Consider the following 22,182-nt stretch of genomic DNA (forward strand, 5'->3'; position numbering starts at 1 on the left):
ACATGAGTTTTTATTGGTTTAGGATAGAGAGGGTGATGAGTTGCATAACTAAAAAGCATAGCAGACGGGGCTATCATTGCTTCTGAAACTAAGTTACATAAACAATATAAATCGATAACAAATATAACTTTGTTATGGCGAGAGTTTGGCGGTGTTCAAAGTTTACGAAGCCGTCAGGCGAGATACTAGGTGGCCCTTTAGGGTGAACACCAGGTAGGCGATAACGTTTCACCCCCTACGATCGATACGTGAAAGGAACGATAAAATGGATGAGCAGTTAAAACAAAGCGCCCTTGATTTCCACGAATTCCCGGTCCCCGGAAAAATCCAGGTCTCCCCGACCAAACCGCTGGCTACCCAACGCGATCTGGCCCTGGCCTACTCGCCGGGTGTCGCCGCGCCCTGCCTGGAAATCGAGAAGGATCCGCTGGCAGCCTTTAAATATACCGCGCGCGGCAACCTTGTGGCGGTGGTCTCCAACGGCACGGCCGTTCTGGGGCTGGGCAATATCGGCGCGCTGGCCGGTAAGCCGGTGATGGAAGGCAAAGGCGTTCTGTTTAAAAAATTCGCTGGTATCGATGTGTTCGATATTGAAGTCGATGAACTGGACCCGGACAAATTTATCAACGTCGTCGCGGCGCTGGAGCCGACCTTCGGCGGTATCAACCTTGAAGATATTAAAGCGCCGGAGTGCTTCTACATCGAGCAAAAGCTGCGCGAGCGCATGAATATTCCGGTTTTCCATGACGATCAGCACGGGACGGCGATTATCAGTACCGCGGCGATTCTTAACGGTCTGCGGGTGGTGGAGAAAAACATCTCCGACGTGCGGATGGTGGTCTCCGGCGCGGGCGCGGCGGCGATTGCCTGTATGAACCTGCTGGTGGCGCTGGGGATGCAGAAACACAACATCGTGGTCTGCGACTCGAAAGGCGTTATCTATAAGGGCCGCGAGCCGAATATGGCGGAGACGAAAGCGGCCTATGCGGTCGAAGACAGCGGCAAACGCACGCTGGATGACGTGATTGACGGGGCGGACATTTTCCTCGGCTGCTCGGGCCCGAAAGTGCTGACTCAGGAGATGGTGAAGAAAATGGCCCGCGCGCCGATGATTCTGGCGCTGGCTAACCCGGAGCCGGAGATTCTGCCGCCGCTGGCGAAAGAGGTGCGCTCCGACGCCATTATTTGTACCGGCCGCTCCGACTATCCGAACCAGGTAAACAACGTGCTGTGCTTCCCGTTCATCTTCCGCGGCGCGCTGGACGTCGGCGCAACGGCGATTAACGAAGAGATGAAGCTGGCGGCGGTGCACGCGATTGCCGAGCTGGCGCACGCTGAACAGAGCGAAGTGGTGGCCTCCGCCTACGGCGATCAGGATCTGAGCTTCGGCGCGGAATATATCATTCCGAAGCCGTTCGACCCGCGGCTGATCGTCAAGATTGCTCCGGCAGTAGCGAAAGCGGCGATGGACTCCGGCGTCGCGACCCGCCCGATCGCCGATTTTGATGCGTACATCGAGAAGCTCAGCGAGTTCGTCTACAAAACGAATCTGTTTATGAAGCCGATTTTCTCGCAGGCGCGCAAAGAGCCGAAGCGGGTGGTACTGGCGGAAGGCGAAGATACCCGCGTACTGCACGCGACTCAGGAGCTGGTCTCCCTTGGGCTGGCGAAACCGATTCTGATCGGTCGTCCCGGCGTCATTGAGATGCGCATCCAGAAGCTGGGACTGCAGATCAAAGCCGGGGTTGATTTTGAGATCGTCAATAACGAATCCGATCCGCGCTTCAAAGAGTACTGGAATGAATATTACACCCTGATGAAGCGGCGCGGGATCACCCAGGAGCAGGCGCAGCGGGCGGTGATCAGCAACACTACGGTCATTGGCGCGATCATGGTGCAGCGCGGCGAAGCCGATGCGATGATCTGCGGCACCATCGGTGACTATCACGAGCACTACAGCGTCATTCAGCCGCTGTTTGGCTACCGTGAAGGGGTTCATGCGGCCGGGGCGATGAACGCGCTGCTGCTGCCGAGCGGCAACACCTTTATCGCCGACACCTACGTCAACCACGATCCCTCGCCGGAGCAAATTGCCGAGATCACCCTGATGGCGGCAGAAACCGTTCGTCGATTCGGGATTGAACCGCGGGTGGCGCTGCTGTCGCACTCGAACTTTGGTTCCTCGGACTGCCCGTCCGCCAGCAAAATGCGCCAGGCGCTGGAGCTGGTGAAGGCGCAGGCGCCGGAGTTGATGATCGATGGCGAAATGCACGGCGATGCCGCGCTGGTGGAAAGCATTCGTAATGAGCGGATGCCGGACAGCCCGCTGAAAGGTTCGGCCAATATTCTGGTGATGCCGAATATGGAAGCGGCGCGTATTAGTTACAACTTACTTCGCGTCTCCAGCTCTGAAGGCGTCACCGTCGGACCGGTGCTGATGGGCGTCGCAAAGCCGGTGCATATCCTGACGCCAATTGCTTCGGTACGGCGTATCGTGAATATGGTCGCGCTGGCGGTTGTTGAAGCGCAAACTCAGCCGCTGTAATTTTCATTTAATTATTTCAGGCGCGGGAATTCTCCCGCGCTTTTTTATTTCTGTTTATAAGTGATCTATCTCACCTTTCAAATCAACTTGCCGAATTTTGTTATTTACTCCAGCGGAAACTTGTCACGATAAGCGCAAGTTTTAGCGGAGCGGTGAGCCATGGATAAAGAACGCATCATTCAGGAATTTGTACCCGGCAAGCAGGTGACGCTGGCGCATCTGATTGCGCACCCTGGGGCAGAACTGGCGAAAAAGATCGGCGTTCCCGAATCCGGCGCTATCGGCATTATGACCTTAACCCCTGGAGAAACCGCCATGATCGCCGGTGATTTAGCGATGAAGGCCGCCGATGTGCATATCGGTTTTCTCGACCGGTTTAGCGGCGCGCTGGTGATTTATGGCTCGGTCGGCGCGGTAGAAGAGGCGCTGCTGCAGACGGTGAGCGGGCTTGGCCGATTATTAAATTACACCCTCTGCGAGTTAACCAAAAGCTAATTAGAGGCGGCAATGAAACGTATTGCATTTGTCGGTACGGTGGGTGCGGGAAAAACAACGCTATTTAATGCGTTACAGGGAAATTATTCCCTCGCGAGAAAAACGCAGGCCGTGGAATTTAACGAGAAAGGCGATATTGACACCCCGGGGGAATATTTCAGCCATCCGCGCTGGTACCACGCATTAATTACCACGCTGCAGGATGTCGATACGCTGATTTATGTCCACGCGGCAAATGATACCGAAAGTCGCTTACCCGCCGGGCTACTGGATATTGGCGCGAATAAACGACATATCGCCGCGATCAGCAAAACGGATATGCCGGACGCCGACGTCGCCGCGGTGCGGCAACTGCTGTACGGGATGGGGTTTCAGGAGCCGATTTTCGAACTCAACGCTCACGACCCGCAAAGCGTAGAGCATCTGGTGAATTACCTGAGTGAGCTCAGCCAAAAGGAGGAAGGGGCAGGTGAAGAAACTTATCACAGCTAACGATATTCGTGCGGCCCACGCGCGAGGCGAAGAGGAAATATCGGTTGTGCTGCGCGCCAGCATCATCACCCCGGAAGCCCGCGAAGTCGCGGAGCTGCTGGGCGTCGCCATCCAGGAGTGCGATGAATCCGCGCCAGAGCCGGCAGTCCCGGCGGCAGAGGAAAAAACCGAAAGCCAGCGCATTCGCGAAACCATTATTGCCCAGCTGCCGGAAGGGCAGTTTACCGAAAGCCTGGTGGCGCAGCTGATGGAAAAAGTGATGAAGGAGAAGCAGTCGCTGGGGATGGACGCGATGCAGCCCAGCTTTAAGGCGGTCACCGGTAAAGGCGGCGTAAAGGTCATTGACGGCAGCAGCGTGAAATTCGGCCGCTTCGACGGCGCCGAACCGCACCGCGTCGGCTTAACGGATTTGGTCACCGAGCAGGACGGCAGCAGCATGGCCGCCGGGTTTATGCAGTGGGAAAACGCCTTCTTCCCCTGGACGCTGAACTATGACGAGGTCGACATGGTGCTGGAGGGCGAACTCCACGTGCGCCATGAAGGCGAAACTATGGTGGCCAAAGCCGGGGACGTGATGTTTATCCCGAAAGGTTCGAGCATAGAATTCGGCACGCCGTCGACCGTGCGCTTCCTGTACGTCGCCTGGCCTGCGAACTGGCAATCGCTATGAAAGATTTTATTACCGAAGCCTGGCTCAGAGCGAACCATACGCTCAGCGAAGGGGCAGAAATTCATCTGCCCGCCGACGCCCGTCTGACGCCTTCGGCCCGGGAGCTGCTGGAAAGCCGCCGTTTGCGCATTAAGTTTCTCGACGAGCAGGGCAGCCTGTTTGTCGATGACGACGCGCAGCAGCCGCAGCCGGTACACGGTTTAACCAGCAGCGGTACGCATCCGCAGGCCTGCTGCGAGCTGTGCCGCCAGCCGGTAGACAAAAAACCGGACACCCTGACCCATCTGACGGCGGAAAAAATGGTCGCCAAAAGCGATCCGCGGCTGGGCTTTCGCGCCGCCCTCGACGCCACCATCGCCCTGGCGGTATGGCTGCAAATCGAACTGGCGGAGCCCTGGCAGCCCTGGCTGGCGGATATCCGCTCGCGCCTGGGCAATATTATGCGCGCCGACGCCGTGGGTGAACCGCTGGCGGCGCAGTCTATCGTCGGGCTGAACGAGGATGAACTGCATCGCCTTTCCCACCAGCCGCTGCGCTATCTCGACCACGATCATCTGGTGCCGGAAGCCGGCCACGGCCGCGATGCCGCGCTGCTCAATCTGCTGCGCAGCAAAATACGCGAAACGGAAACGGTCGCCGCGCAGGTCTTTATTACCCGCAGTTTTGAGGTCTTACGTCCGGACATTCTGCAGGCGCTCAACCGCCTCTCCAGCACCGTCTACGTGATGATGATTTTAAGCGTGGCGAAACATCCGCTAACCGTCAGTCAGATCCAACAGCGTCTGGGAGGGGAGCAATGATTATTCAACGCGCCCGTCAACTGGCTTTGCGTTCGCCCGCCCGGGTGGTGTTTGCGGACGCGCTGGATATCCGCGTCCTCAAAGCGGCGCACTACCTCCAGCAGCAGGGGCTGGCAAAGCCGATTTTGATCGCCAGCCCCTTTGCCCTGCGCCAGTTCGCCCTCAGCCACCGCCTGCCGATGGACGGTATGCAGATCGTCGACCCGCACAGCAACCGGCAAATGCGCGAAGCGTTTGCCCGGCGCTGGCTTGCCCGCGCCGGAGAAAAAACGCCGCCGGACGCGGAGGAAAAACTCAACGACCCGCTGATGTTCGCCGCCGCCATGGTCAGCGCCGGGAAGGCCGACGTGTGTATTGCCGGCAATCTCTCCTCGACGGCGAACGTGCTGCGCGCCGGATTACGCATTATTGGCCTTCAGCCTGGCTGCAAAACGCTGTCGTCGATCTTTCTGATGCTGCCGCAGTACGTCGGACCGGCGCTGGGATTTGCCGACTGCAGCGTGGTGCCGCAGCCGACGGCGGCGCAGCTGGCGGATATCGCCATCGCCAGCGCGGAGACATGGCAGGCCATTACCGGCGAGGAGCCGCGGGTGGCGATGCTGTCGTTTTCCAGCAGCGGCAGCGCCCGTCATCCCAACGTCGCCAACGTACAGCAGGCCACAGAGATCGTGCGTCAGCGCGCTCCGCAGCTGATGGTGGATGGCGAACTGCAGTTTGACGCCGCCTTCGTACCGGAGGTCGCCGCGCAAAAAGCACCCGCCAGTCCGCTGCAGGGGCGGGCCAACGTGATGGTTTTTCCGTCGCTGGAAGCCGGCAACATCGGCTACAAAATCGCCCAGCGCCTGGGCGGCTATCGTGCGGTCGGGCCGCTGATTCAGGGGCTGGCCGCACCGCTCCACGACCTCTCCCGAGGCTGTAGCGTGCAGGAAATTATCGAACTGGCGTTAGTGGCAGCCGTGCCGCGCCGGAGTGACGTAAGCGGCGAGTGCCGCTTACCCACGCAGGTTGAATGAACGGTCCCGTTCTGGACCCCCTTAAGTAAGAGGAAAACACAATGGAAGCATTAGGAATGATTGAAACCCGGGGCCTGGTTGCGCTGATTGAGGCCTCTGATGCGATGGTGAAAGCCGCGCGCGTGAAGCTGGTTGGCGTGAAGCAGATTGGCGGCGGTCTGGTGACCGCGATGGTGCGCGGCGACGTGGCGGCCTGCAAAGCCGCTACCGATGCCGGCGCCGCTGCGGCGCAGCGCATCGGCGAGCTGGTCTCGGTGCACGTGATTCCGCGTCCGCACGGCGATCTGGAGGAGGTGTTCCCCATCAGTTTTAAAGGCGACAGCAACATCTGATGGTCGGGCCGGATAAGACGCGCCAGCGTTGCCCTCCGGCATTAACGCGCGCCATTGCCTGATGGCGCTGCGCTTATCCGGCCCACGACTTACCACGCAATTCAGGGAGGCGGTATGAAACTGGCAGTCGTCACGGGACAGATTGTCTGCACCGTCCGCCATCAGGGGCTGGCGCACGACAAGCTGCTGATGGTGGAGATGATTGATGCCGCGGGCAAGCCCGACGGGCAGTGCGCCGTCGCCATCGACAGCATCGGCGCGGGGCCCGGCGAATGGGTGCTGCTGGTGAGCGGAAGCTCGGCGCGACAGGCACACCGCAGCGAGGCGTCTCCTGTGGATTTGTGCGTCATCGGTATCGTCGATGAAGCGGTGGCCGGCGGTCAGGTGATTTTCCATAAATAGGACTGAACATCATGAATCAACAGGATATTGAACAGGTGGTGAAAGCGGTACTGCTGAAAATGACGGCCAGCAGCCAGCCGGACGACGCCGTTCATGAGATGGGCGTCTTTGCCTCCCTGGATGACGCCGTCGCGGCGGCAAAGGTGGCCCAGCAGGGGCTGAAAAGCGTGGCGATGCGCCAGCTGGCGATTCACGCCATCCGTGAGGCGGGCGAAAAACACGCCAGAGAATTAGCGGAGCTTGCCGTCAGCGAAACCGGCATGGGTCGCGTTGAAGATAAATTTGCCAAAAACGTGGCCCAGGCGCGCGGCACGCCGGGCGTGGAGTGCCTCTCTCCGCAGGTGCTCACCGGCGATAACGGCCTGACGCTGATTGAAAACGCGCCCTGGGGCGTGGTGGCCTCGGTCACCCCCTCCACCAACCCGGCGGCGACGGTAATTAATAACGCCATCAGCCTGATTGCCGCGGGCAATAGCGTGGTGTTCGCCCCGCATCCGGCGGCGAAAAGGGTTTCCCAGCGGGCGATTATGCTGCTCAACCAGGCGGTGATTGCCGCGGGCGGTCCGGCCAATCTGCTGGTCACCGTGGCGAACCCGGACATCGAAACGGCCCAGCGGCTGTTTAAGTACCCCGGTATTGGCCTGCTGGTGGTCACCGGCGGTGAAGCGGTGGTGGAGTCCGCGCGCAAGCATACCAATAAACGTCTGATTGCCGCCGGCGCCGGTAACCCGCCGGTAGTGGTCGACGAAACGGCCGACCTGGCGCGCGCCGCACAGTCCATCGTCAAAGGCGCCTCGTTTGATAACAACATCATCTGCGCCGACGAAAAGGTGCTGATTGTGGTCGATAGCGTCGCCGACGAGCTGATGCGCCTGATGGAAGGCCAGCAGGCGGTGAAGCTCAGCGCGGCCCAGGCCGAGCAGCTTCAGCCGGTGCTGCTGAAGAATATCGATGAGCGCGGCAAAGGTACGGTCAGCCGTGACTGGGTGGGACGTGACGCGAGCAAGATTGCCGCCGCCATCGGCCTGAACGTGCCGCCGCAGACGCGCCTGCTGTTCGTGGAAACCCCGGCCAGCCATCCATTTGCCGTGACGGAACTGATGATGCCGGTGCTCCCTGTCGTACGGGTGGCCAGCGTCGATGACGCTATCGCGCTGGCGGTGCAGCTGGAGGGCGGCTGCCACCACACGGCGGCGATGCACTCGCGCAATATCGACAACATGAATCAGATGGCGAACGCCATTGATACCAGCATTTTCGTTAAAAACGGGCCGTGCATCGCCGGGCTCGGGCTGGGCGGAGAGGGCTGGACCACCATGACCATCACCACGCCAACCGGGGAGGGGGTGACCAGTGCGCGCACCTTCGTTCGCCTGCGGCGCTGCGTGCTGGTGGATGCCTTCCGAATTGTATAAGGGATGACTCATGGCACACGACGAACAACGTTGGCTCACCCCCAGACTGCAAAAAGCGGCCGCCCTGTGTAATCAGACGCCTGCCGCCAGTGAATCACCGCTGTGGCTGGGCGTGGATTTAGGCACCTGCGACGTGGTGTCGATGGTTGTCGACAGCGAAGGGCAGCCGGTGGCGGTGTGTCTGGACTGGGCTGACGTCGTGCGTGACGGCATCGTCTGGGATTTCTTCGGCGCCGTCACCATCGTGCGCCGCCATCTCGATACGCTCGAACAGCAGCTTGGCTGTCGCTTCAGCCACGCGGCGACCTCGTTTCCGCCGGGCACCGACCCGCGTATTTCGATCAACGTACTCGAATCTGCCGGGCTGGAAGTTAGCCACGTGCTGGATGAACCGACCGCGGTGGCGGATCTGCTACAGCTCGACAACGCGGGCGTGGTGGATATCGGCGGCGGCACCACCGGGATCGCTATCGTCAAAAGGGGCGAGGTGACGTACTCCGCCGATGAAGCGACCGGCGGTCACCATATCTCCCTGACCCTTGCCGGTAACCGCCGCATGCCGCTGGAAGAGGCGGAGCAGTACAAGCGCAGCAACGTCCAGGAGATCTGGCCGGTGGTGAAGCCGGTATACGAAAAGATGGCCGAGATTGTTGCTCACCATATCGAAGGCCAGGGCATTGCTGATTTATGGCTGGCGGGCGGCTCCTGTATGCAGCCGGGCGTGGACGCGCTGTTTCGCAAGCGCTTCCCGGAATTACGGGTGCATTTACCGCAGCACAGCCTGTTTATGACCCCGCTGGCGATAGCCAACAGCGGGAGAGAGAAAGCGGAGGGAATCTATGCAAGCTGAACTGCAGACGGCGCTCTTTCAGGCATTCGATACCCTGAATCTGCAGCGGGTGAAAACCTTCAGCGTGCCGCCGGTGACGCTGTGCGGCCTCGGCGCGCTGAGCGCCTGCGGTCAGGAAGCGCAAGCGCGAGGCGTAAGCCATCTGCTGGTGATGGTCGACAGTTTCCTGCATCAGGCGGGAATGACCGCCGGGCTTGCGCGCAGCCTGGCGATGAAGGGGGTGGCGATGACCGTCTGGCCCTGTCCGCCGGGAGAGCCGTGCATTACCGACGTCTGCGCGGCGGTGGCGCAGCTGCGCGAATCGAAGTGCGACGGCGTGGTGGCCTTTGGCGGCGGTTCGGTGCTTGACGCGGCGAAAGCGGTCGCGCTGTTGGTCACTAACCCGGAGCAGACGCTCAGCGCGATGACGGAAAGCAGCGTACTGCGCCCGCGTCTGCCGCTCATTGCGGTGCCGACCACCGCCGGAACCGGCTCGGAAACCACCAACGTGACGGTGATTATCGATGCGGTCAGCGGGCGCAAGCAGGTGCTGGCGCACGCCTCGCTCATGCCCGACGTGGCGATTCTCGACGCCGCCCTGACCGAAGGCGTTCCGCCGCCGGTGACGGCGATGACCGGGATTGACGCGCTGACCCACGCCGTTGAGGCGTACAGCGCGCTCAACGCGACGCCCTTTACCGATAGCCTGGCGCTTGGCGCAATAGCGATGATCGGCCAGGCGCTGCCGAAGGCCGTGGGCTACGGCCACGACCTCGCCTCCCGCGAAAGCATGCTGCTGGCTTCCTGTATGGCGGGAATGGCCTTTTCCAGCGCGGGTCTTGGCTTGTGTCATGCGATGGCGCATCAGCCCGGCGCGGCGCTGCATATTCCACACGGGCAGGCCAACGCCATGCTGCTGCCGACGGTAATGCGGTTTAACCGCATGGTATGCCGCGAGCGTTTCAGCCAGATCGGCCGGGCGCTGACCGCTAAAAAAACCGACGACCACGAGGCTATTGCCGCCGTTGAGGCGCTGATCGCCGAAGTCGGCCTGAGCAAACGACTCTCTGACGCCGGGGCGAAGCCCGAACATTTCAGCGCATGGGCGCAGGCGGCGCAGGAGGACATTTGTCTGCGCACTAATCCACGCACCGCCACCCGGGAGCAGATTATCGATCTGTACGCGGCGGCGCGCTGATGCGGCCATTTTCCCGGAGGCGTGTGGCTGTCCCGGCTCGCGCTGCGCTTAGCCGGGCTACAGGATCGCAGCCGTCTGCTATTCCGTAGCCCGGGTAAGGCGTTCACGCCGCGACCCGGGAAAGCCCCCGGAGCGCGGTTAATGCCCCGGCGTTCACAGTATCTACAAATCATAAATGACAGGGAGTAAAGGCTATGGGAATTAACGAAATCATCATGTACATCATGATGTTCTTTATGCTGATTGCCGCCGTGGACAGGATCCTGTCGCAGTTTGGCGGCTCGGCGCGCTTTCTCGGCAAGTTTGGCAAAAGCATCGAAGGATCCGGCGGCCAGTTCGAAGAGGGGTTTATGGCGATGGGCGCGCTGGGCCTGGCGATGGTCGGGATGACCGCGCTGGCGCCGGTACTGGCGCACCTGCTCGGGCCGGTGATAATTCCGCTGTATGAAATGCTCGGCGCCAACCCGTCGATGTTCGCCGGAACGCTGCTGGCCTGCGATATGGGCGGCTTCTTCCTCGCTAAAGAGCTGGCGGGCGGCGACGTGGCGGCGTGGCTCTATTCCGGCCTGATCCTCGGGGCGATGATGGGGCCGACGCTGGTGTTCTCCATTCCGGTCGCGCTCGGCATCATCGAGCCCTCCGACCGCCGCTACCTGGCGCTGGGCGTGCTGGCCGGGATCGTCACGATTCCGATCGGCTGCATCGCCGGCGGCCTGGTGGCCATGTACTCCGGCGTGGAGATTAACGGACAGCCGGTGGAGTTCACCTTCGCGCTGATCCTGATGAATATGATCCCGGTGCTTATCGTCGCGGTGCTGGTGGCGCTGGGGCTGAAGTTTATTCCGGAAAAAATGATCAACGGCTTCCAGATCTTCGCCAAATTTCTGGTGGCGCTGATCACCATCGGCCTGGCCGCGGCGGTCATCAAGTTCCTGCTCGGCTGGGATCTGATCCCGGGGCTCGACCCGATCTTTATGGCTCCCGGCGACCAGCCCGGCGAGGTGATGCGCGCCATTGAAGTCATTGGCTCGATCTCCTGCGTGCTGCTCGGCGCTTATCCGATGGTGCTGCTGCTGACCCGCTGGTTTGAAAAGCCGCTGATGCGCGTCGGTAATTTGCTGAAAATCAACAATATGGCTGCCGGCGGGATGGTAGCGACGCTGGCCAACAACATCCCGATGTTCGGCATGATGAAGCAGATGGATACCCGCGGCAAAGTCATCAACTGCGCGTTCTCCGTCTCCGCCGCTTTCGCGCTGGGCGACCACTTAGGCTTCGCCGCCGCCAACATGAACGCCATGATCTTCCCGATGATCGTCGGCAAGCTGATCGGCGGCGTCACCGCCATTGGCGTAGCGATGCTGCTGGTGCCGAAAGATGAAAACGCACCGGCGGCGGCGAAAACCGAAGCGGAGGCGCAATCGTGAAAACTCGCCAGCTGCTGAGCGTCGGTATCGATATCGGCACCACCACCACTCAGGTGATCTTCTCCCGCCTTGAGCTGGTTAACCGTGCGGCGGTGTCGCAGGTGCCGCGCTACGAATTCATCAAACGCGAAATTAGCTGGCAAAGCCCGGTCTTCTTTACCCCGGTTGATAAGCAGGGCGGTCTGAAGGAGGCCGAACTCAAGGCGCTGATTCTGGCGCAGTACCAGGCCGCCGGGGTTGCCCCCGAATCGGTGGACTCTGGGGCGATCATTATCACCGGCGAAAGCGCGAAAACCCGCAACGCAAGGGCGGCGGTGATGGCGCTCTCGCAGTCGCTCGGCGACTTTGTGGTGGCCAGCGCCGGGCCGCATCTGGAATCGGTGATTGCCGGTCACGGCGCCGGGGCGCAAACCCTTTCTGAACAGCGGATGTGCCGGGTGCTGAACATTGATATCGGCGGTGGTACTTCAAACTACGCGCTGTTTGAAGCGGGAAAAATCAGCGCCACCGCCTGCCTGAACGTTGGCGGGCGCCTGCTGGAGACCGACGGCCAGGGGCGGGTGGTTTATGCCCATCAGCCGGGACAAATGATCGTCGATGAGGTTTTTGGCGCAGGCGCCGATGCGCGCGCGTTGAGTGCTTCGCAGTTAGCGCAGTTAGCGCAGGTAGCGCGGCGGATGGCGGAGCTGATCGTCGAAGTTATCGACGGCACGCTCTCACCGCTGGCGCAACGGCTGATGCAAACCGGCCTGCTGCCCGCAGGCGCGGTACCCGAGGTGATAACCCTTTCCGGCGGAGTGGGCGAGTGCTACCGCAACCAGCCCGCGGATCCGTTCTGTTTTTCTGATATTGGGCCACTGTTGGCCACGGCGCTGCATGAGCATCCGCGGCTGCGGGAGATGAACGTGCAGTTCCCGGCGCAAACCGTACGCGCCACGGTGATTGGTGCCGGCGCGCACACGCTCTCGCTTTCCGGCAGCACCATCTGGCTGGAGGGGGTTCAGCTCCCGCTGCGCAATCTGCCGGTGGCGATCCCGCTTGATGAAGCCGATCTGCTGAGCGCCTGGCAGCAGGCGCTGATGCAGCTCGATCTGGATCCGGGATCGGATGCTTACGTGCTGGCGCTTCCTGCTTCGTTGCCGGTGCGCTACGCCGCCCTGCTGGTGGTGATTGACGCGCTGCTGGCTTTTGTCGCGCGCTTTCCCAACCCGCATCCCCTGCTGGTGGTGGCCGAGCAGGACTTTGGCAAAGCGCTGGGCATGCTGCTGCGCCCGCAGCTGCAACAACTCCCGCTGGCGGTCATCGATGAGGTGAGCGTACGGGCGGGGGACTATATCGACATTGGTACGCCTCTTTTTGGCGGATCGGTTGTGCCGGTGACGGTGAAATCACTCGCATTTCCTTCCTGAGGGAACGACTTATGAAACTAAAGACCACATTGTTCGGCAATGTTTATCAGTTTAAGGATGTAAAAGAGGTGCTGGCTAAAGCCAACGAACTGCGTTCGGGGGATGTGCTGGCGGGGGTAGCGGCGGAAAGTTCGCAGCAGCGCGTGGCGGCGAAGCAGGTGCTCTCCGATATGACGGTCGCCGATATTCGTAACAATCCGGTGATTCCTTATGAAGAGGACTGCGTGACGCGCCTGATTCAGGATGACGTCAACGAAACCGCCTATCAGCGGATTAAAAACTGGACTATCAGCGACCTGCGCGAATACGTGCTTAACGATGAGGTCACCAGCGATGACATCGCGTTTGTGCGCAAAGGGCTGACCTCAGAAGTGGTGGCGGCGGTGGCGAAGGTCTGCTCCAACGCCGACCTGATCTACGGCGCGAAGAAAATGCCGGTGATTAAAAAAGCCAACACCACCATCGGCCTGCCGGGCACCTTTAGCTGCCGCCTGCAGCCGAACGATACCCGCGATGACGTGCAGAGCATTGCCGCGCAAATCTACGAAGGGCTCTCGTTCGGCGCGGGCGATGCGGTGATCGGCGTTAACCCGGTAACCGATGACGTGGAGAACCTGACCCGCGTCCTCGATACCGTCTACGGCGTTATCGACAAGTTTAATATCCCGACCCAGGGCTGCGTGCTGGCGCACGTTACCACCCAGATTGAAGCGATCCGTCGCGGCGCCCCGGGGGGGCTTATTTTCCAGAGCATCTGCGGCAGCGAAAAGGGGCTAAAAGAGTTCGGCGTGGAGCTGGCGATGCTCGATGAAGCGCGGGCGGTCGGCGCCGAGTTTAACCGTATCGCCGGGGAGAACTGCCTGTACTTTGAAACCGGGCAGGGCTCGGCGCTGTCGGCCGGCGCGAACTTCGGCGCCGACCAGGTGACGATGGAGGCGCGCAACTATGGCCTGGCGCGGCACTACGATCCGTTCCTCGTCAATACCGTGGTGGGCTTTATCGGGCCGGAGTACCTCTATAACGATCGGCAGATTATTCGCGCCGGTCTTGAAGATCACTTTATGGGCAAGCTGAGCGGCATCTCGATGGGCTGCGACTGCTGCTACACCAACCATGCCGACGCCGACCAGAACCTCAATGAAAACCTGATGATTCTGCTCGCCACCGCCGGCTGCAACTACATCATGGGCATGCCGCTCGGCGACGACATCATGCTCAACTATCAGACCACCGCGTTTCACGATACCGCTACCGTCCGTCAGCTGCTGAATCTACGGCCGTCGCCGGAGTTCGAACGCTGGCTGGAAACCATGGGCATTATGGCAAACGGTCGTCTGACCCAACGGGCGGGCGATCCGTCACTGTTCTTTTGATGACGCGGGGATGACACATGATGGATCAAAAGCAGATTGAAGAAATTGTACGTAGCGTGATGGCGTCAATGGGACAACCGCAGACGGCAGCAGCAGCGCCTGAGGCGACGGTGACGAAGTGCGCCAGCCAGTGCGAGGTCGCGGCGGAGAGCTGCGCGCTGGATTTAGGTTCGCCAGAGGCGAAAGGCTGGATTGGCGTGCAGCAGCCGCATCGTGCGGAAGTGCTGGCCGAACTGAAGCGCAGCACCGCGGCGCGCGTGTGTACCGGCCGCGCCGGTCCGCGTCCGCGCACCCTCGCGCTGCTGCGCTTCCTCGCCGACCACTCGCGCTCCAAGGATACGGTGCTGAAAGAGGTACCGGAGGAGTGGGTGAAAACCCAGGGATTGCTGGAGGTGCGCTCCGAAATTAGCGACAAAAACCTCTACCTGACGCGCCCGGATATGGGCCGTCGGCTGAGTCCGGAGGCGATTGACGCGCTGAAGGCGCAGTGCGTGGCGAATCCTGACGTTCAGGTGGTGGTATCCGATGGCCTCTCTACCGACGCGATTACCGTCAACTATGAAGAGATCCTGCCGCCGCTGCTGTCGGGCCTGAAGCAGGCCGGACTGAAGGTCGGTACGCCGTTCTTCGTCCGCTACGGGCGGGTCAAAATTGAAGATCAGATTGGCGAAATTCTCGGCGCGAAGGTGGTCATCCTGCTGGTAGGCGAACGTCCGGGGCTGGGGCAGTCGGAAAGCCTCTCCTGTTACGCCGTGTATTCGCCGCGCGTGGCGACCACCGTCGAAGCGGACAGGACCTGTATTTCCAATATTCACCAGGGCGGCACGCCCCCGGTAGAAGCCGCGGCGGTGATTGTCGATTTGGCCAAACGCATGCTGGAGCAGAAGGCTTCCGGCATCAACATGACTCGGTAAGGAGGCATCATGCCTGCATTAGATTTAATTCGCCCTTCGGTGACGGCCATGCGCGTGATTGCCTCAGTGAATGACGGCTTTGCCCGCGAGCTTAAATTACCGCCACATATACGTAGCCTCGGACTCATCACGGCGGATTCGGATGATGTGACTTATATTGCCGCTGACGAAGCGACAAAACAGGCGATGGTGGAAGTGGTCTACGGTCGTTCTCTTTACGCCGGCGCGGCCCACGGCCCTTCGCCAACCGCAGGTGAAGTGCTGATTATGCTGGGCGGCCCGAACCCGGCGGAAGTGCGCGCCGGTCTGGATGCGATGGTGGCGCATATCGAAACTGGGGCCGCGTTCCAGTGGGCCAACGATGCCGAAGATACGGCGTTTCTGGCGCACGTGGTGTCGCGTACCGGCTCTTATCTCTCGTCTACCTCCGGCATTGCGCTTGGCGATCCGATCGCTTATCTGGTGGCGCCGCCGCTGGAGGCGACCTTCGGTATCGATGCGGCAATGAAATCGGCCGACGTGCAGCTGGTGACCTACGTGCCGCCGCCGTCGGAAACCAACTATTCCGCCGCCTTTTTGACGGGGAGCCAGGCCGCCTGTAAAGCCGCCTGTAACGCCTTTACCGATGCCGTTCTGGATATTGCCCGTCATCCAATCCAGCGCGCGTAAGGGGGAAGCGATGATCAACGCCCTGGGATTACTGGAAGTGGACGGCATGGTGGCCGCCGTTGACGCGGCGGATGCGATGCTGAAGGCGGCCAACGTGCGGCTGCTCAGCCATGAGGTTCTTGACCCCGGCAGGCTGACGCTGGTGGTGGAAGGCGACCTGGCGGCGTGCCGGGCGGCGCTGGATGCCGGCAGCGCTGCGGCGCAGCGTACGGGGCGCGTTATCAGCCGTCGGGAGATTGGACGCCCGGAAGAGGATACCCAGCGGCTGATCGCCGGTTTTCAACGGCTGCCGCAAACGCCGGAGCCGCCGGTGGTCGTGGAATCCTCAGAACCCTTGCTGACGCTGCTCTCTTCGACGCGTCAGGGAATGACGGCAGGGGAGGTGGCCGCCCATTTCGGCTGGTCGCTTGAAGAGGCCAGGAAGGCGCTGGAGCAGCTCTTTTCTACCGGAGCGTTGCGTAAACGCAGTAGTCGCTATCGCTTAAAAAATTAACCAGTCGGAGGTGCCGGGAACGCGAAAGCGCTCCCGGTTTATCAGATCATGAAAAAGAAAAAACCGGCCAACCTGCACCATCTTTATCATGAAGCATTACCCGAAGACGTTAAACTGACGCCGATGGTCGAGGTGGACAACGTCCATCAGCGGCGGACCACCGATGTCTATGAACATGCCCTGACGATTACCGCCTGGCAGCAGATTTACGATCAGCTGCATCCGGGGAAATTTCACGGTGAATTTACCGAAATCCTGCTCGATGATATTCAGGTCTTTCGCGAATATACCGGCCTGGCGCTGCGCCAGTCCTGCCTGGTGTGGCCGAACTCCTTCTGGTTCGGTATTCCGGCAACCCGCGGCGAGCAGGGGTTTATTGGCTCACAGTGCCTCGGCAGCGCCGAAATCGCCACCCGACCCGGCGGCACCGAGTTTGAGCTCAGCACGCCGGATGATTACACCATTCTGGGCGTAGTGATCTCGGAGGATGTCATTTCCCGCCAGGCCAGCTTCCTGCATCACCCGGAGCGGGTGCTGCATATGCTGCGTAACCAGTCGGCGCTGGAGGTCAAAGAGGAGCACAAGGCGGCGCTGTGGGGCTTTGTACAGCAGGCGCTGGCGACGTTTAGCGAGAATCCGGAGAACCTTCATCAGCCCGCTGTGCGTAAGGTGTTGGGCGATAATCTCCTGCTGGCGATGGGGGCGATGCTGGAGGAGGCGCAGCCGATGATTACCGCCGAGAGCATTAGCCACCAGAGCTATCGGCGTCTGCTTTCCCGGGCGCGGGAGTACGTGCTGGAGAATATGTCGGAGCCGCTGACGGTTCTCGATTTATGTCAGCAGCTGCACGTCAGCCGCCGTACGCTGCAAAACGCCTTTCACGCCATTCTGGGGATCGGGCCGAACGCCTGGCTGAAGCGCATTCGTTTAAACGCGGTGCGCCGGGAGCTGATTAGCCCGTGGTCGCAGAGCACGACGGTTAAGGATGCGGCGATGCAGTGGGGATTCTGGCACCTGGGCCAGTTCGCTACCGATTATCAGCAGCTGTTCGCCGAGAAACCGTCGCTGACGCTGCATCAGCGGATGCGGCAGTGGGCGTGATGACGATCTATTTAGCGGATGGCGATTCGCGCCGTCATCGCAGGCCTGATAAGCGTAGCGCCATCAGGCAAAACGGCGCCGTATCTGGCCTGCGAACCGCACTATCAGGCAACGTTAAACCCAATCGCGCACCTGAATAAACTCGCTCAGCGCCGCTTCCGGGCTGCCCGCTTCCGGCTGGTAGTCGTATTCCCAGCGCACCAGCGGCGGCATCGACATCAGAATGGATTCGGTGCGGCCGCCGGTTTGCAGGCCGAACAGAGTACCGCGATCCCACACCAGGTTGAACTCCACGTAGCGCCCGCGGCGGTAGAGCTGAAAAGCGCGCTCGCGCTCGCCCCAGACCCTCTCTTTACGCCGCTCGACAATGGGCAGATACGCATCGGTGAAGCCATTGCCCACCGCCTGCATAAAGTCGAAACAATGGTCAAAGTTCGGGGTATTCAAATCATCGAAAAACAGGCCGCCGATGCCGCGCTGTTCGTTACGATGCTTGAGGAAGAAGTAGTCGTCGCACCACTTTTTATAGCGCGGATAAACCTCTTCGCCGAAGGGCTGGCACAGGTCGCGGGCGGTGCGATGCCAGTGAACGGCATCTTCTTCAAAGCCGTAGTAGGGGGTTAAATCGAAGCCGCCGCCGAACCACCATACCGGCTCGGCGCCCGGTTTTTCCGCGATAAAGAAGCGCACGTTGGCGTGGCTGGTGGGGATATAGGGGCTGCGCGGGTGCACGACCAGCGAGACGCCCATCGCTTCAAAGCTGCGGCCCGCCAGCTCAGGGCGGTGCGCGGTTGCGGAGGCCGGCATCGCCTCGCCGTGCACGTGCGAAAAGTTAACGCCAGCCTGCTCAAAGATACCGCCATCGCGCAGCACCCGGCTGCGTCCGCCGCCGCCGCCTTCCCGCTGCCAGCTATCTTCGATGAATTCGCTGCCGTCAACGGCGCTGAGCTTTTGGCAGATAGCATCCTGGAGCTGGAGAAGGAAAGCTTTTACCTGGTGGTGCGCATCGGGTCTCATTAACGTCTCTTCGAGTGGGCTTTCTGGTTATCGAACCAGTGGAAATAGCTGATGATGCCGTTGGCAATCGCCGTGGCGATTTTCTGCCGGAACGCGGTGGTGCCGAGCAGTTTTTCTTCGTTCGGATTGGTAATAAACGAGGTTTCTACCAGCACCGACGGAATCGACGGCGATTTCAGCACCACAAACGCCGCCTGCTCGGTATTGCGGCTGTGCAGCTTGTGCACCGGCTTGATCTTTTTCAGGATATGGGAACCGAGCGTCAGGCTGTTTTTGATGGTATCAGTTTGTACCAGGTCGAACAGCACTTGCTGCAATAGGTGGTCTTTATCCGTCGTTTTCTTGCCGGCCACTTCATCCGCCCGGTTTTCACGGTCCGAGAGATACTTTGCCATGGCGCTACTGGCGCCGCGGTTGGAAAGGGCGAAAACGGAAGCGCCGGCCGCGCTCGGGTTGGTGAAACCATCGGCGTGAATTGACATAAAAAGATCGGCGCCGTGCTGGTGGGCGATCTCCACCCGGTCATAGAGCGGAATAAAGGTATCGCCGCTGCGCGTCAGGCGCGCATCGATGCCGTTGCTGCGCAGAATGCTGCGCACGTTTTTAGCGATCGCCAGCACGACGTGCTTCTCTTTTGAACCGTTATGGCCGATAGCGCCGGTATCAATACCGCCATGGCCCGGGTCGAGCATCACGACGCGTTTGGCGCCTTTTTTCTTCGCTGCGGGTTTGCTGTGCCCATTGGATGTTTTCAATGGCTGTTGTTCTTTCGCGCTGGCCTGTGAGGCGATCCCTGAAAGCGTGATTGCTGCCAGCCCGGCTTTCAGCACCTGGCGGCGCGAAGCAAGTATTTTTAATGGTTTAAAAGTGCTCATTCGGCCTGAATTGCAAACAAGTGGTAACCAATGTTATATCGTATCGTCTTTTCTGATACGACCATTCAAAATAAGAATTGTTTTACTTTTCATTTCAATACATGACAAAGTCATAGTATGCCATTTTTTGCGGCTCATTGCGCCTGATATTGGCTATCGGGCACAATCACGCCATAATCTCTGTTTTTAACCGTCAATGGTGGGGAATACCATGGAGATACGCGTTTTTCGCCAGCAAGATTTCGAAGAGGTCATCACCCTGTGGGAGCGTTGCGATCTCCTTCGCCCATGGAACGATCCGGAAATGGATATTGAACGTAAGCTGAACCACGATGCCAGCCTGTTTCTGGTCGCCGAAGTTAACGGTGAAGTGGTTGGCACGGTGATGGGCGGTTATGACGGGCATCGCGGGTCTGCCTATTATCTTGGCGTGCATCCTGAATATCGCGGTCGCGGTATTGCTAATGCGCTGCTTAATCGGCTGGAGAAAAAGCTGATCGCCCGCGGCTGTCCGAAAATAAATATTATGGTTCGCGAAGATAATGACGTGGTGCAGGGGATGTACGAACGCCTTGGCTATGAGCATTCAGACGTGCTGTGCCTCGGCAAGCGCTTAATTGAAGATGAAGAATACTGAGTTTATCCCCGCCGATTTCGATACTCACGGCCGCCTGCGTTTGCCGTTTCTCTTTTGGTGCGTGTTGCTGCTTCAGGCGCGGACGTGGGTGCTATTTCTGATGGCCGGCGCGTCACGCCAGCAGGGCGACGCGCTGCTGAATCTGTTTTATCCGGACCACGATAATTTTTGGCTGGGATTGCTCCCCGGCATTCCGGCGGTGCTGGCGTTTATCATTAGCGGGCATCGTCAGCGCTTCCCCCGGCTCTGGCCCATGATGCGCTGGCTGCTGGTGCTTTCCCAGCTCTTGCTGTTGGTCTGGCAACCGCTGTTGTGGATGAGCGGTGAGTCGCCTTCGGCGGTGACCATCGGCCTGCTGGCGGCGGATCTTTACGCGCTCTGGTGGCTGTTAAGCAGCCGTCGGCTGAAAGCCTGTTTTCGCGAAGAACAGGTTTAACGGCACTTTTTGCCGATCGCGCACTCCAACTTGCGTTGAATACATCAGAAAGGACACTCAGTCATGAAATCGCTACGTTTACTTCTCTGCGCACTACCGCTGGCTTTAACCGGCTGCTCAACGATGAGCTCGGTGAACTGGTCGGCGGCTTATCCGTGGAACTGGTTTGGTTCCTCTATGGAGGTGAGCGAACAGGGCGTAGGCAACCTGACGGCGTCAACGGCGCTGAGCGAGCAGGCGATCGGCGACGCGCTCGGCAGCAGCTACCGCCTGCGCAGCGGCATGAAAACGGCTAACGGCAATATTGTGCGCTATTTCGAAGCGTTAAAAGATGACAAGGTCGCGCTGACCATCAACGGCGAGAGCGGGACTATTAGCCGCATCGACGTGCGCGATAGCAATATCAAAGCCGCCAGCGGCGTGAAAATCGGTACCCCGTTCAGCGATATCTACAGCAAAGCGTTTGGCAACTGCCAGAAAGGCAGCAACGATAACGGTGCCGTGGTGGAGTGCAAGGCCGAGGGTAGCCAGCATATCAGCTATGCCTTCACCGGCAACTGGAGCGGCCCTGAAGAGCTAATGCCCTCCGACGACACGCTGAAAAACTGGAAGGTGAGCAAAATTATCTGGCGTCGCTAATTTGATCTGAAGTGATTCGAGGTCCTGAAAAAGCGGGTACAATAGCGCCTTAAAAAGCCACAGCGTTGTGGTTGTACTATTTCAGGAGGAGCGATGTCTCAGGTTCAGAGCGGCATTTTGCCGGAACATTGCCGTGCGGCGATTTGGATTGAAGCAAATGTCAAAGGCGATGTTGACGCCCTGCGCGAAGCCAGCAAGGTGTTTGCCGATAAGTTAGCCACCTTTCAGGCGAAATACCCGGAAGCGAAGCTGGGGGCGGTGGTCGCTTTTGGCCATAACGTCTGGCGTCAGCTAAGCGGTGGCGTCGGGGCTGAAGAGCTAAAAGACTTCCCGTCCTATGGCAAAGGTCTGGCCCCGGCCACCCAGTATGATGTGCTAATCCACATTCTGTCCGCGCAGCATGAGCTGAATTTTTCTGTCGCTCAGGCGGCCCTGTCCGCTTTTGGCGCAGCGATTGATGTTAAAGAAGAGATTCACGGCTTTCGCTGGATTGAAGAGCGCGATCTGAGCGGCTTTGTCGACGGTACTGAAAACCCGGCGGGGGAAGAGACCCGCCGTGAAGTGGCGGTGATTCAGGATGGCGTCGATGCGGGCGGCAGCTACGTATTTGTGCAGCGCTGGGAGCACAACCTCAAGCAGCTTAATCGCATGAGCGTTCCCGATCAGGAGATGATGATCGGCCGTACCAAAGAAGCCAACGAAGAGATTGACGGCGACGATCGTCCGGATACCTCTCACCTGAGCCGCGTGGATCTGAAAGAAGAAGGTAAAGGGCTGAAGATTGTGCGTCAGAGCCTGCCGTACGGTACCGCCAGCGGGACCCACGGCCTCTACTTTTGCGCCTACTGCGCGCGTCTGCACAATATTGAACAGCAGCTGCTGAGCATGTTCGGCGATACCGACGGTAAGCGCGACGCGATGCTGCGTTTTACCAAACCGGTGACCGGCGGATACTACTTCGCGCCTTCGCTGGATAGACTGCTGGCGCTGTAAGATCTTCT

Annotated in this window: 24 protein-coding genes; 22 read left to right on the top strand and 2 right to left on the bottom strand. The window is 59.9% G+C overall.

The annotated features are described in order from the left end of the window. Window positions 1–265: 265 nt before the first annotated feature. The 18 genes from maeB (at window position 266) to eutR (ending at window position 17,577) form a co-directional block, all read left to right on the top strand. Window positions 266–2,545, top strand: a complete 2,280-nt coding sequence (maeB, locus tag SIK97_RS19985) for an NADP-dependent oxaloacetate-decarboxylating malate dehydrogenase (RefSeq protein ID WP_057173953.1) — start codon at window positions 266–268, stop codon at window positions 2,543–2,545. 159 nt (window positions 2,546–2,704) lie between these two features. Beyond that, window positions 2,705–3,040 carry an ethanolamine utilization microcompartment protein EutS gene (eutS, locus tag SIK97_RS19990; protein ID WP_004123425.1) on the top strand — a complete coding sequence of 112 codons (336 nt, stop codon included), beginning with the start codon at window positions 2,705–2,707 and terminating at the stop codon, window positions 3,038–3,040. Between the two features lie 12 nt (window positions 3,041–3,052). Beyond that, window positions 3,053–3,532: an ethanolamine utilization acetate kinase EutP gene (gene eutP, locus SIK97_RS19995; RefSeq protein WP_009654912.1), complete on the top strand. Its 480-nt coding sequence runs from the start codon at window positions 3,053–3,055 to the stop codon at window positions 3,530–3,532. Further along, window positions 3,510–4,202: an ethanolamine utilization acetate kinase EutQ gene (gene eutQ, locus SIK97_RS20000; RefSeq protein WP_014230335.1), complete on the top strand. Its 693-nt coding sequence runs from the start codon at window positions 3,510–3,512 to the stop codon at window positions 4,200–4,202. Before eutP ends, eutQ begins: the two co-directional genes overlap by 23 nt. Then, window positions 4,199–5,002: an ethanolamine utilization cob(I)yrinic acid a,c-diamide adenosyltransferase EutT gene (eutT, locus tag SIK97_RS20005; protein ID WP_014839175.1), complete on the top strand. Its 804-nt coding sequence runs from the start codon at window positions 4,199–4,201 to the stop codon at window positions 5,000–5,002. The genes eutQ and eutT overlap by 4 nt, the downstream gene beginning before the upstream one ends. Further along, window positions 4,999–6,015, top strand: a complete 1,017-nt coding sequence (gene pta, locus SIK97_RS20010) for a phosphate acetyltransferase (protein WP_032750862.1) — start codon at window positions 4,999–5,001, stop codon at window positions 6,013–6,015. The genes eutT and pta overlap by 4 nt, the downstream gene beginning before the upstream one ends. Window positions 6,016–6,056: 41 nt before the next feature. Further along, complete coding sequence (gene eutM, locus SIK97_RS20015; protein WP_000387720.1) at window positions 6,057–6,347, top strand: ethanolamine utilization microcompartment protein EutM; 291 nt, start codon at window positions 6,057–6,059, stop codon at window positions 6,345–6,347. Between the two features lie 114 nt (window positions 6,348–6,461). Further along, a complete protein-coding gene (eutN, locus tag SIK97_RS20020) occupies window positions 6,462–6,749 on the top strand; it encodes an ethanolamine utilization microcompartment protein EutN (RefSeq protein ID WP_004853058.1) in 288 nt (95 codons plus the stop codon). Window positions 6,750–6,760: 11 nt separating this feature from the next. After that, window positions 6,761–8,164: an aldehyde dehydrogenase family protein gene (locus SIK97_RS20025; protein ID WP_025106624.1), complete on the top strand. Its 1,404-nt coding sequence runs from the start codon at window positions 6,761–6,763 to the stop codon at window positions 8,162–8,164. A 10-nt stretch (window positions 8,165–8,174) separates the two neighbouring features. Beyond that, window positions 8,175–9,014 carry an ethanolamine utilization protein EutJ gene (gene eutJ, locus SIK97_RS20030; RefSeq protein WP_032750859.1) on the top strand — a complete coding sequence of 280 codons (840 nt, stop codon included), beginning with the start codon at window positions 8,175–8,177 and terminating at the stop codon, window positions 9,012–9,014. Continuing rightward, entirely contained in the window at window positions 9,004–10,191 is a 1,188-nt protein-coding gene (gene eutG, locus SIK97_RS20035) for an ethanolamine utilization ethanol dehydrogenase EutG (protein WP_032750855.1), read from the top strand. The genes eutJ and eutG overlap by 11 nt, the downstream gene beginning before the upstream one ends. A gap of 194 nt (window positions 10,192–10,385) precedes the next feature. Beyond that, complete coding sequence (gene eutH / locus SIK97_RS20040) at window positions 10,386–11,618, top strand: ethanolamine utilization protein EutH (RefSeq protein WP_004853049.1); 1,233 nt, start codon at window positions 10,386–10,388, stop codon at window positions 11,616–11,618. Further along, a complete protein-coding gene (gene eutA / locus SIK97_RS20045; protein WP_057173346.1) occupies window positions 11,615–13,027 on the top strand; it encodes an ethanolamine ammonia-lyase reactivating factor EutA in 1,413 nt (470 codons plus the stop codon). The genes eutH and eutA overlap by 4 nt, the downstream gene beginning before the upstream one ends. An 11-nt stretch (window positions 13,028–13,038) precedes the next feature. Then, window positions 13,039–14,400 carry an ethanolamine ammonia-lyase subunit alpha gene (eutB, locus tag SIK97_RS20050; protein ID WP_004104373.1) on the top strand — a complete coding sequence of 454 codons (1,362 nt, stop codon included), beginning with the start codon at window positions 13,039–13,041 and terminating at the stop codon, window positions 14,398–14,400. A gap of 20 nt (window positions 14,401–14,420) precedes the next feature. After that, window positions 14,421–15,314: an ethanolamine ammonia-lyase subunit EutC gene (gene eutC, locus SIK97_RS20055; RefSeq protein ID WP_032751914.1), complete on the top strand. Its 894-nt coding sequence runs from the start codon at window positions 14,421–14,423 to the stop codon at window positions 15,312–15,314. A gap of 9 nt (window positions 15,315–15,323) precedes the next feature. Beyond that, the gene (gene eutL, locus SIK97_RS20060; RefSeq protein WP_004853042.1) at window positions 15,324–15,983 is read left to right on the top strand and encodes an ethanolamine utilization microcompartment protein EutL; all 660 of its coding nucleotides are present in this window, start codon (window positions 15,324–15,326) and stop codon (window positions 15,981–15,983) included. 10 nt (window positions 15,984–15,993) lie between these two features. Next, entirely contained in the window at window positions 15,994–16,476 is a 483-nt protein-coding gene (eutK, locus tag SIK97_RS20065; protein WP_014230327.1) for an ethanolamine utilization microcompartment protein EutK, read from the top strand. A 48-nt stretch (window positions 16,477–16,524) separates the two neighbouring features. Then, window positions 16,525–17,577: an HTH-type transcriptional regulator EutR gene (gene eutR / locus SIK97_RS20070; protein WP_025106630.1), complete on the top strand. Its 1,053-nt coding sequence runs from the start codon at window positions 16,525–16,527 to the stop codon at window positions 17,575–17,577. A gap of 114 nt (window positions 17,578–17,691) precedes the next feature. Here eutR and hemF read toward each other — a convergent pair whose 3' ends face one another. Beyond that, the gene (gene hemF / locus SIK97_RS20075; protein WP_057173345.1) at window positions 17,692–18,594 is read right to left on the bottom strand and encodes an oxygen-dependent coproporphyrinogen oxidase; all 903 of its coding nucleotides are present in this window, start codon (window positions 18,592–18,594) and stop codon (window positions 17,692–17,694) included. Next, window positions 18,594–19,469: an N-acetylmuramoyl-L-alanine amidase AmiA gene (gene amiA, locus SIK97_RS20080; RefSeq protein ID WP_004870750.1), complete on the bottom strand. Its 876-nt coding sequence runs from the start codon at window positions 19,467–19,469 to the stop codon at window positions 18,594–18,596. The genes hemF and amiA overlap by 1 nt, the downstream gene beginning before the upstream one ends. A gap of 211 nt (window positions 19,470–19,680) precedes the next feature. Here amiA and SIK97_RS20085 point away from each other — a divergent pair, with 211 nt between their 5' ends. The 4 genes from SIK97_RS20085 to SIK97_RS20100 all read left to right on the top strand — a co-directional run bounded on the left by SIK97_RS20085 (window position 19,681) and on the right by SIK97_RS20100 (window position 22,174). Then, window positions 19,681–20,106 carry a GNAT family acetyltransferase gene (locus SIK97_RS20085; RefSeq protein WP_004853033.1) on the top strand — a complete coding sequence of 142 codons (426 nt, stop codon included), beginning with the start codon at window positions 19,681–19,683 and terminating at the stop codon, window positions 20,104–20,106. Further along, entirely contained in the window at window positions 20,093–20,542 is a 450-nt protein-coding gene (locus tag SIK97_RS20090; protein ID WP_004853030.1) for a DUF2919 domain-containing protein, read from the top strand. The genes SIK97_RS20085 and SIK97_RS20090 overlap by 14 nt, the downstream gene beginning before the upstream one ends. A gap of 63 nt (window positions 20,543–20,605) precedes the next feature. Further along, complete coding sequence (locus SIK97_RS20095) at window positions 20,606–21,181, top strand: RpoE-regulated lipoprotein (RefSeq protein WP_014839169.1); 576 nt, start codon at window positions 20,606–20,608, stop codon at window positions 21,179–21,181. 93 nt (window positions 21,182–21,274) lie between these two features. Beyond that, entirely contained in the window at window positions 21,275–22,174 is a 900-nt protein-coding gene (locus tag SIK97_RS20100) for a Dyp-type peroxidase (protein ID WP_009654897.1), read from the top strand. Window positions 22,175–22,182 lie beyond the last annotated feature (8 nt).

Origin of the sequence: Klebsiella sp. JN_Kp126, from assembly GCF_033843325.1 — a bacterium.
Taxonomy (GTDB): domain Bacteria; phylum Pseudomonadota; class Gammaproteobacteria; order Enterobacterales; family Enterobacteriaceae; genus Klebsiella; species Klebsiella michiganensis.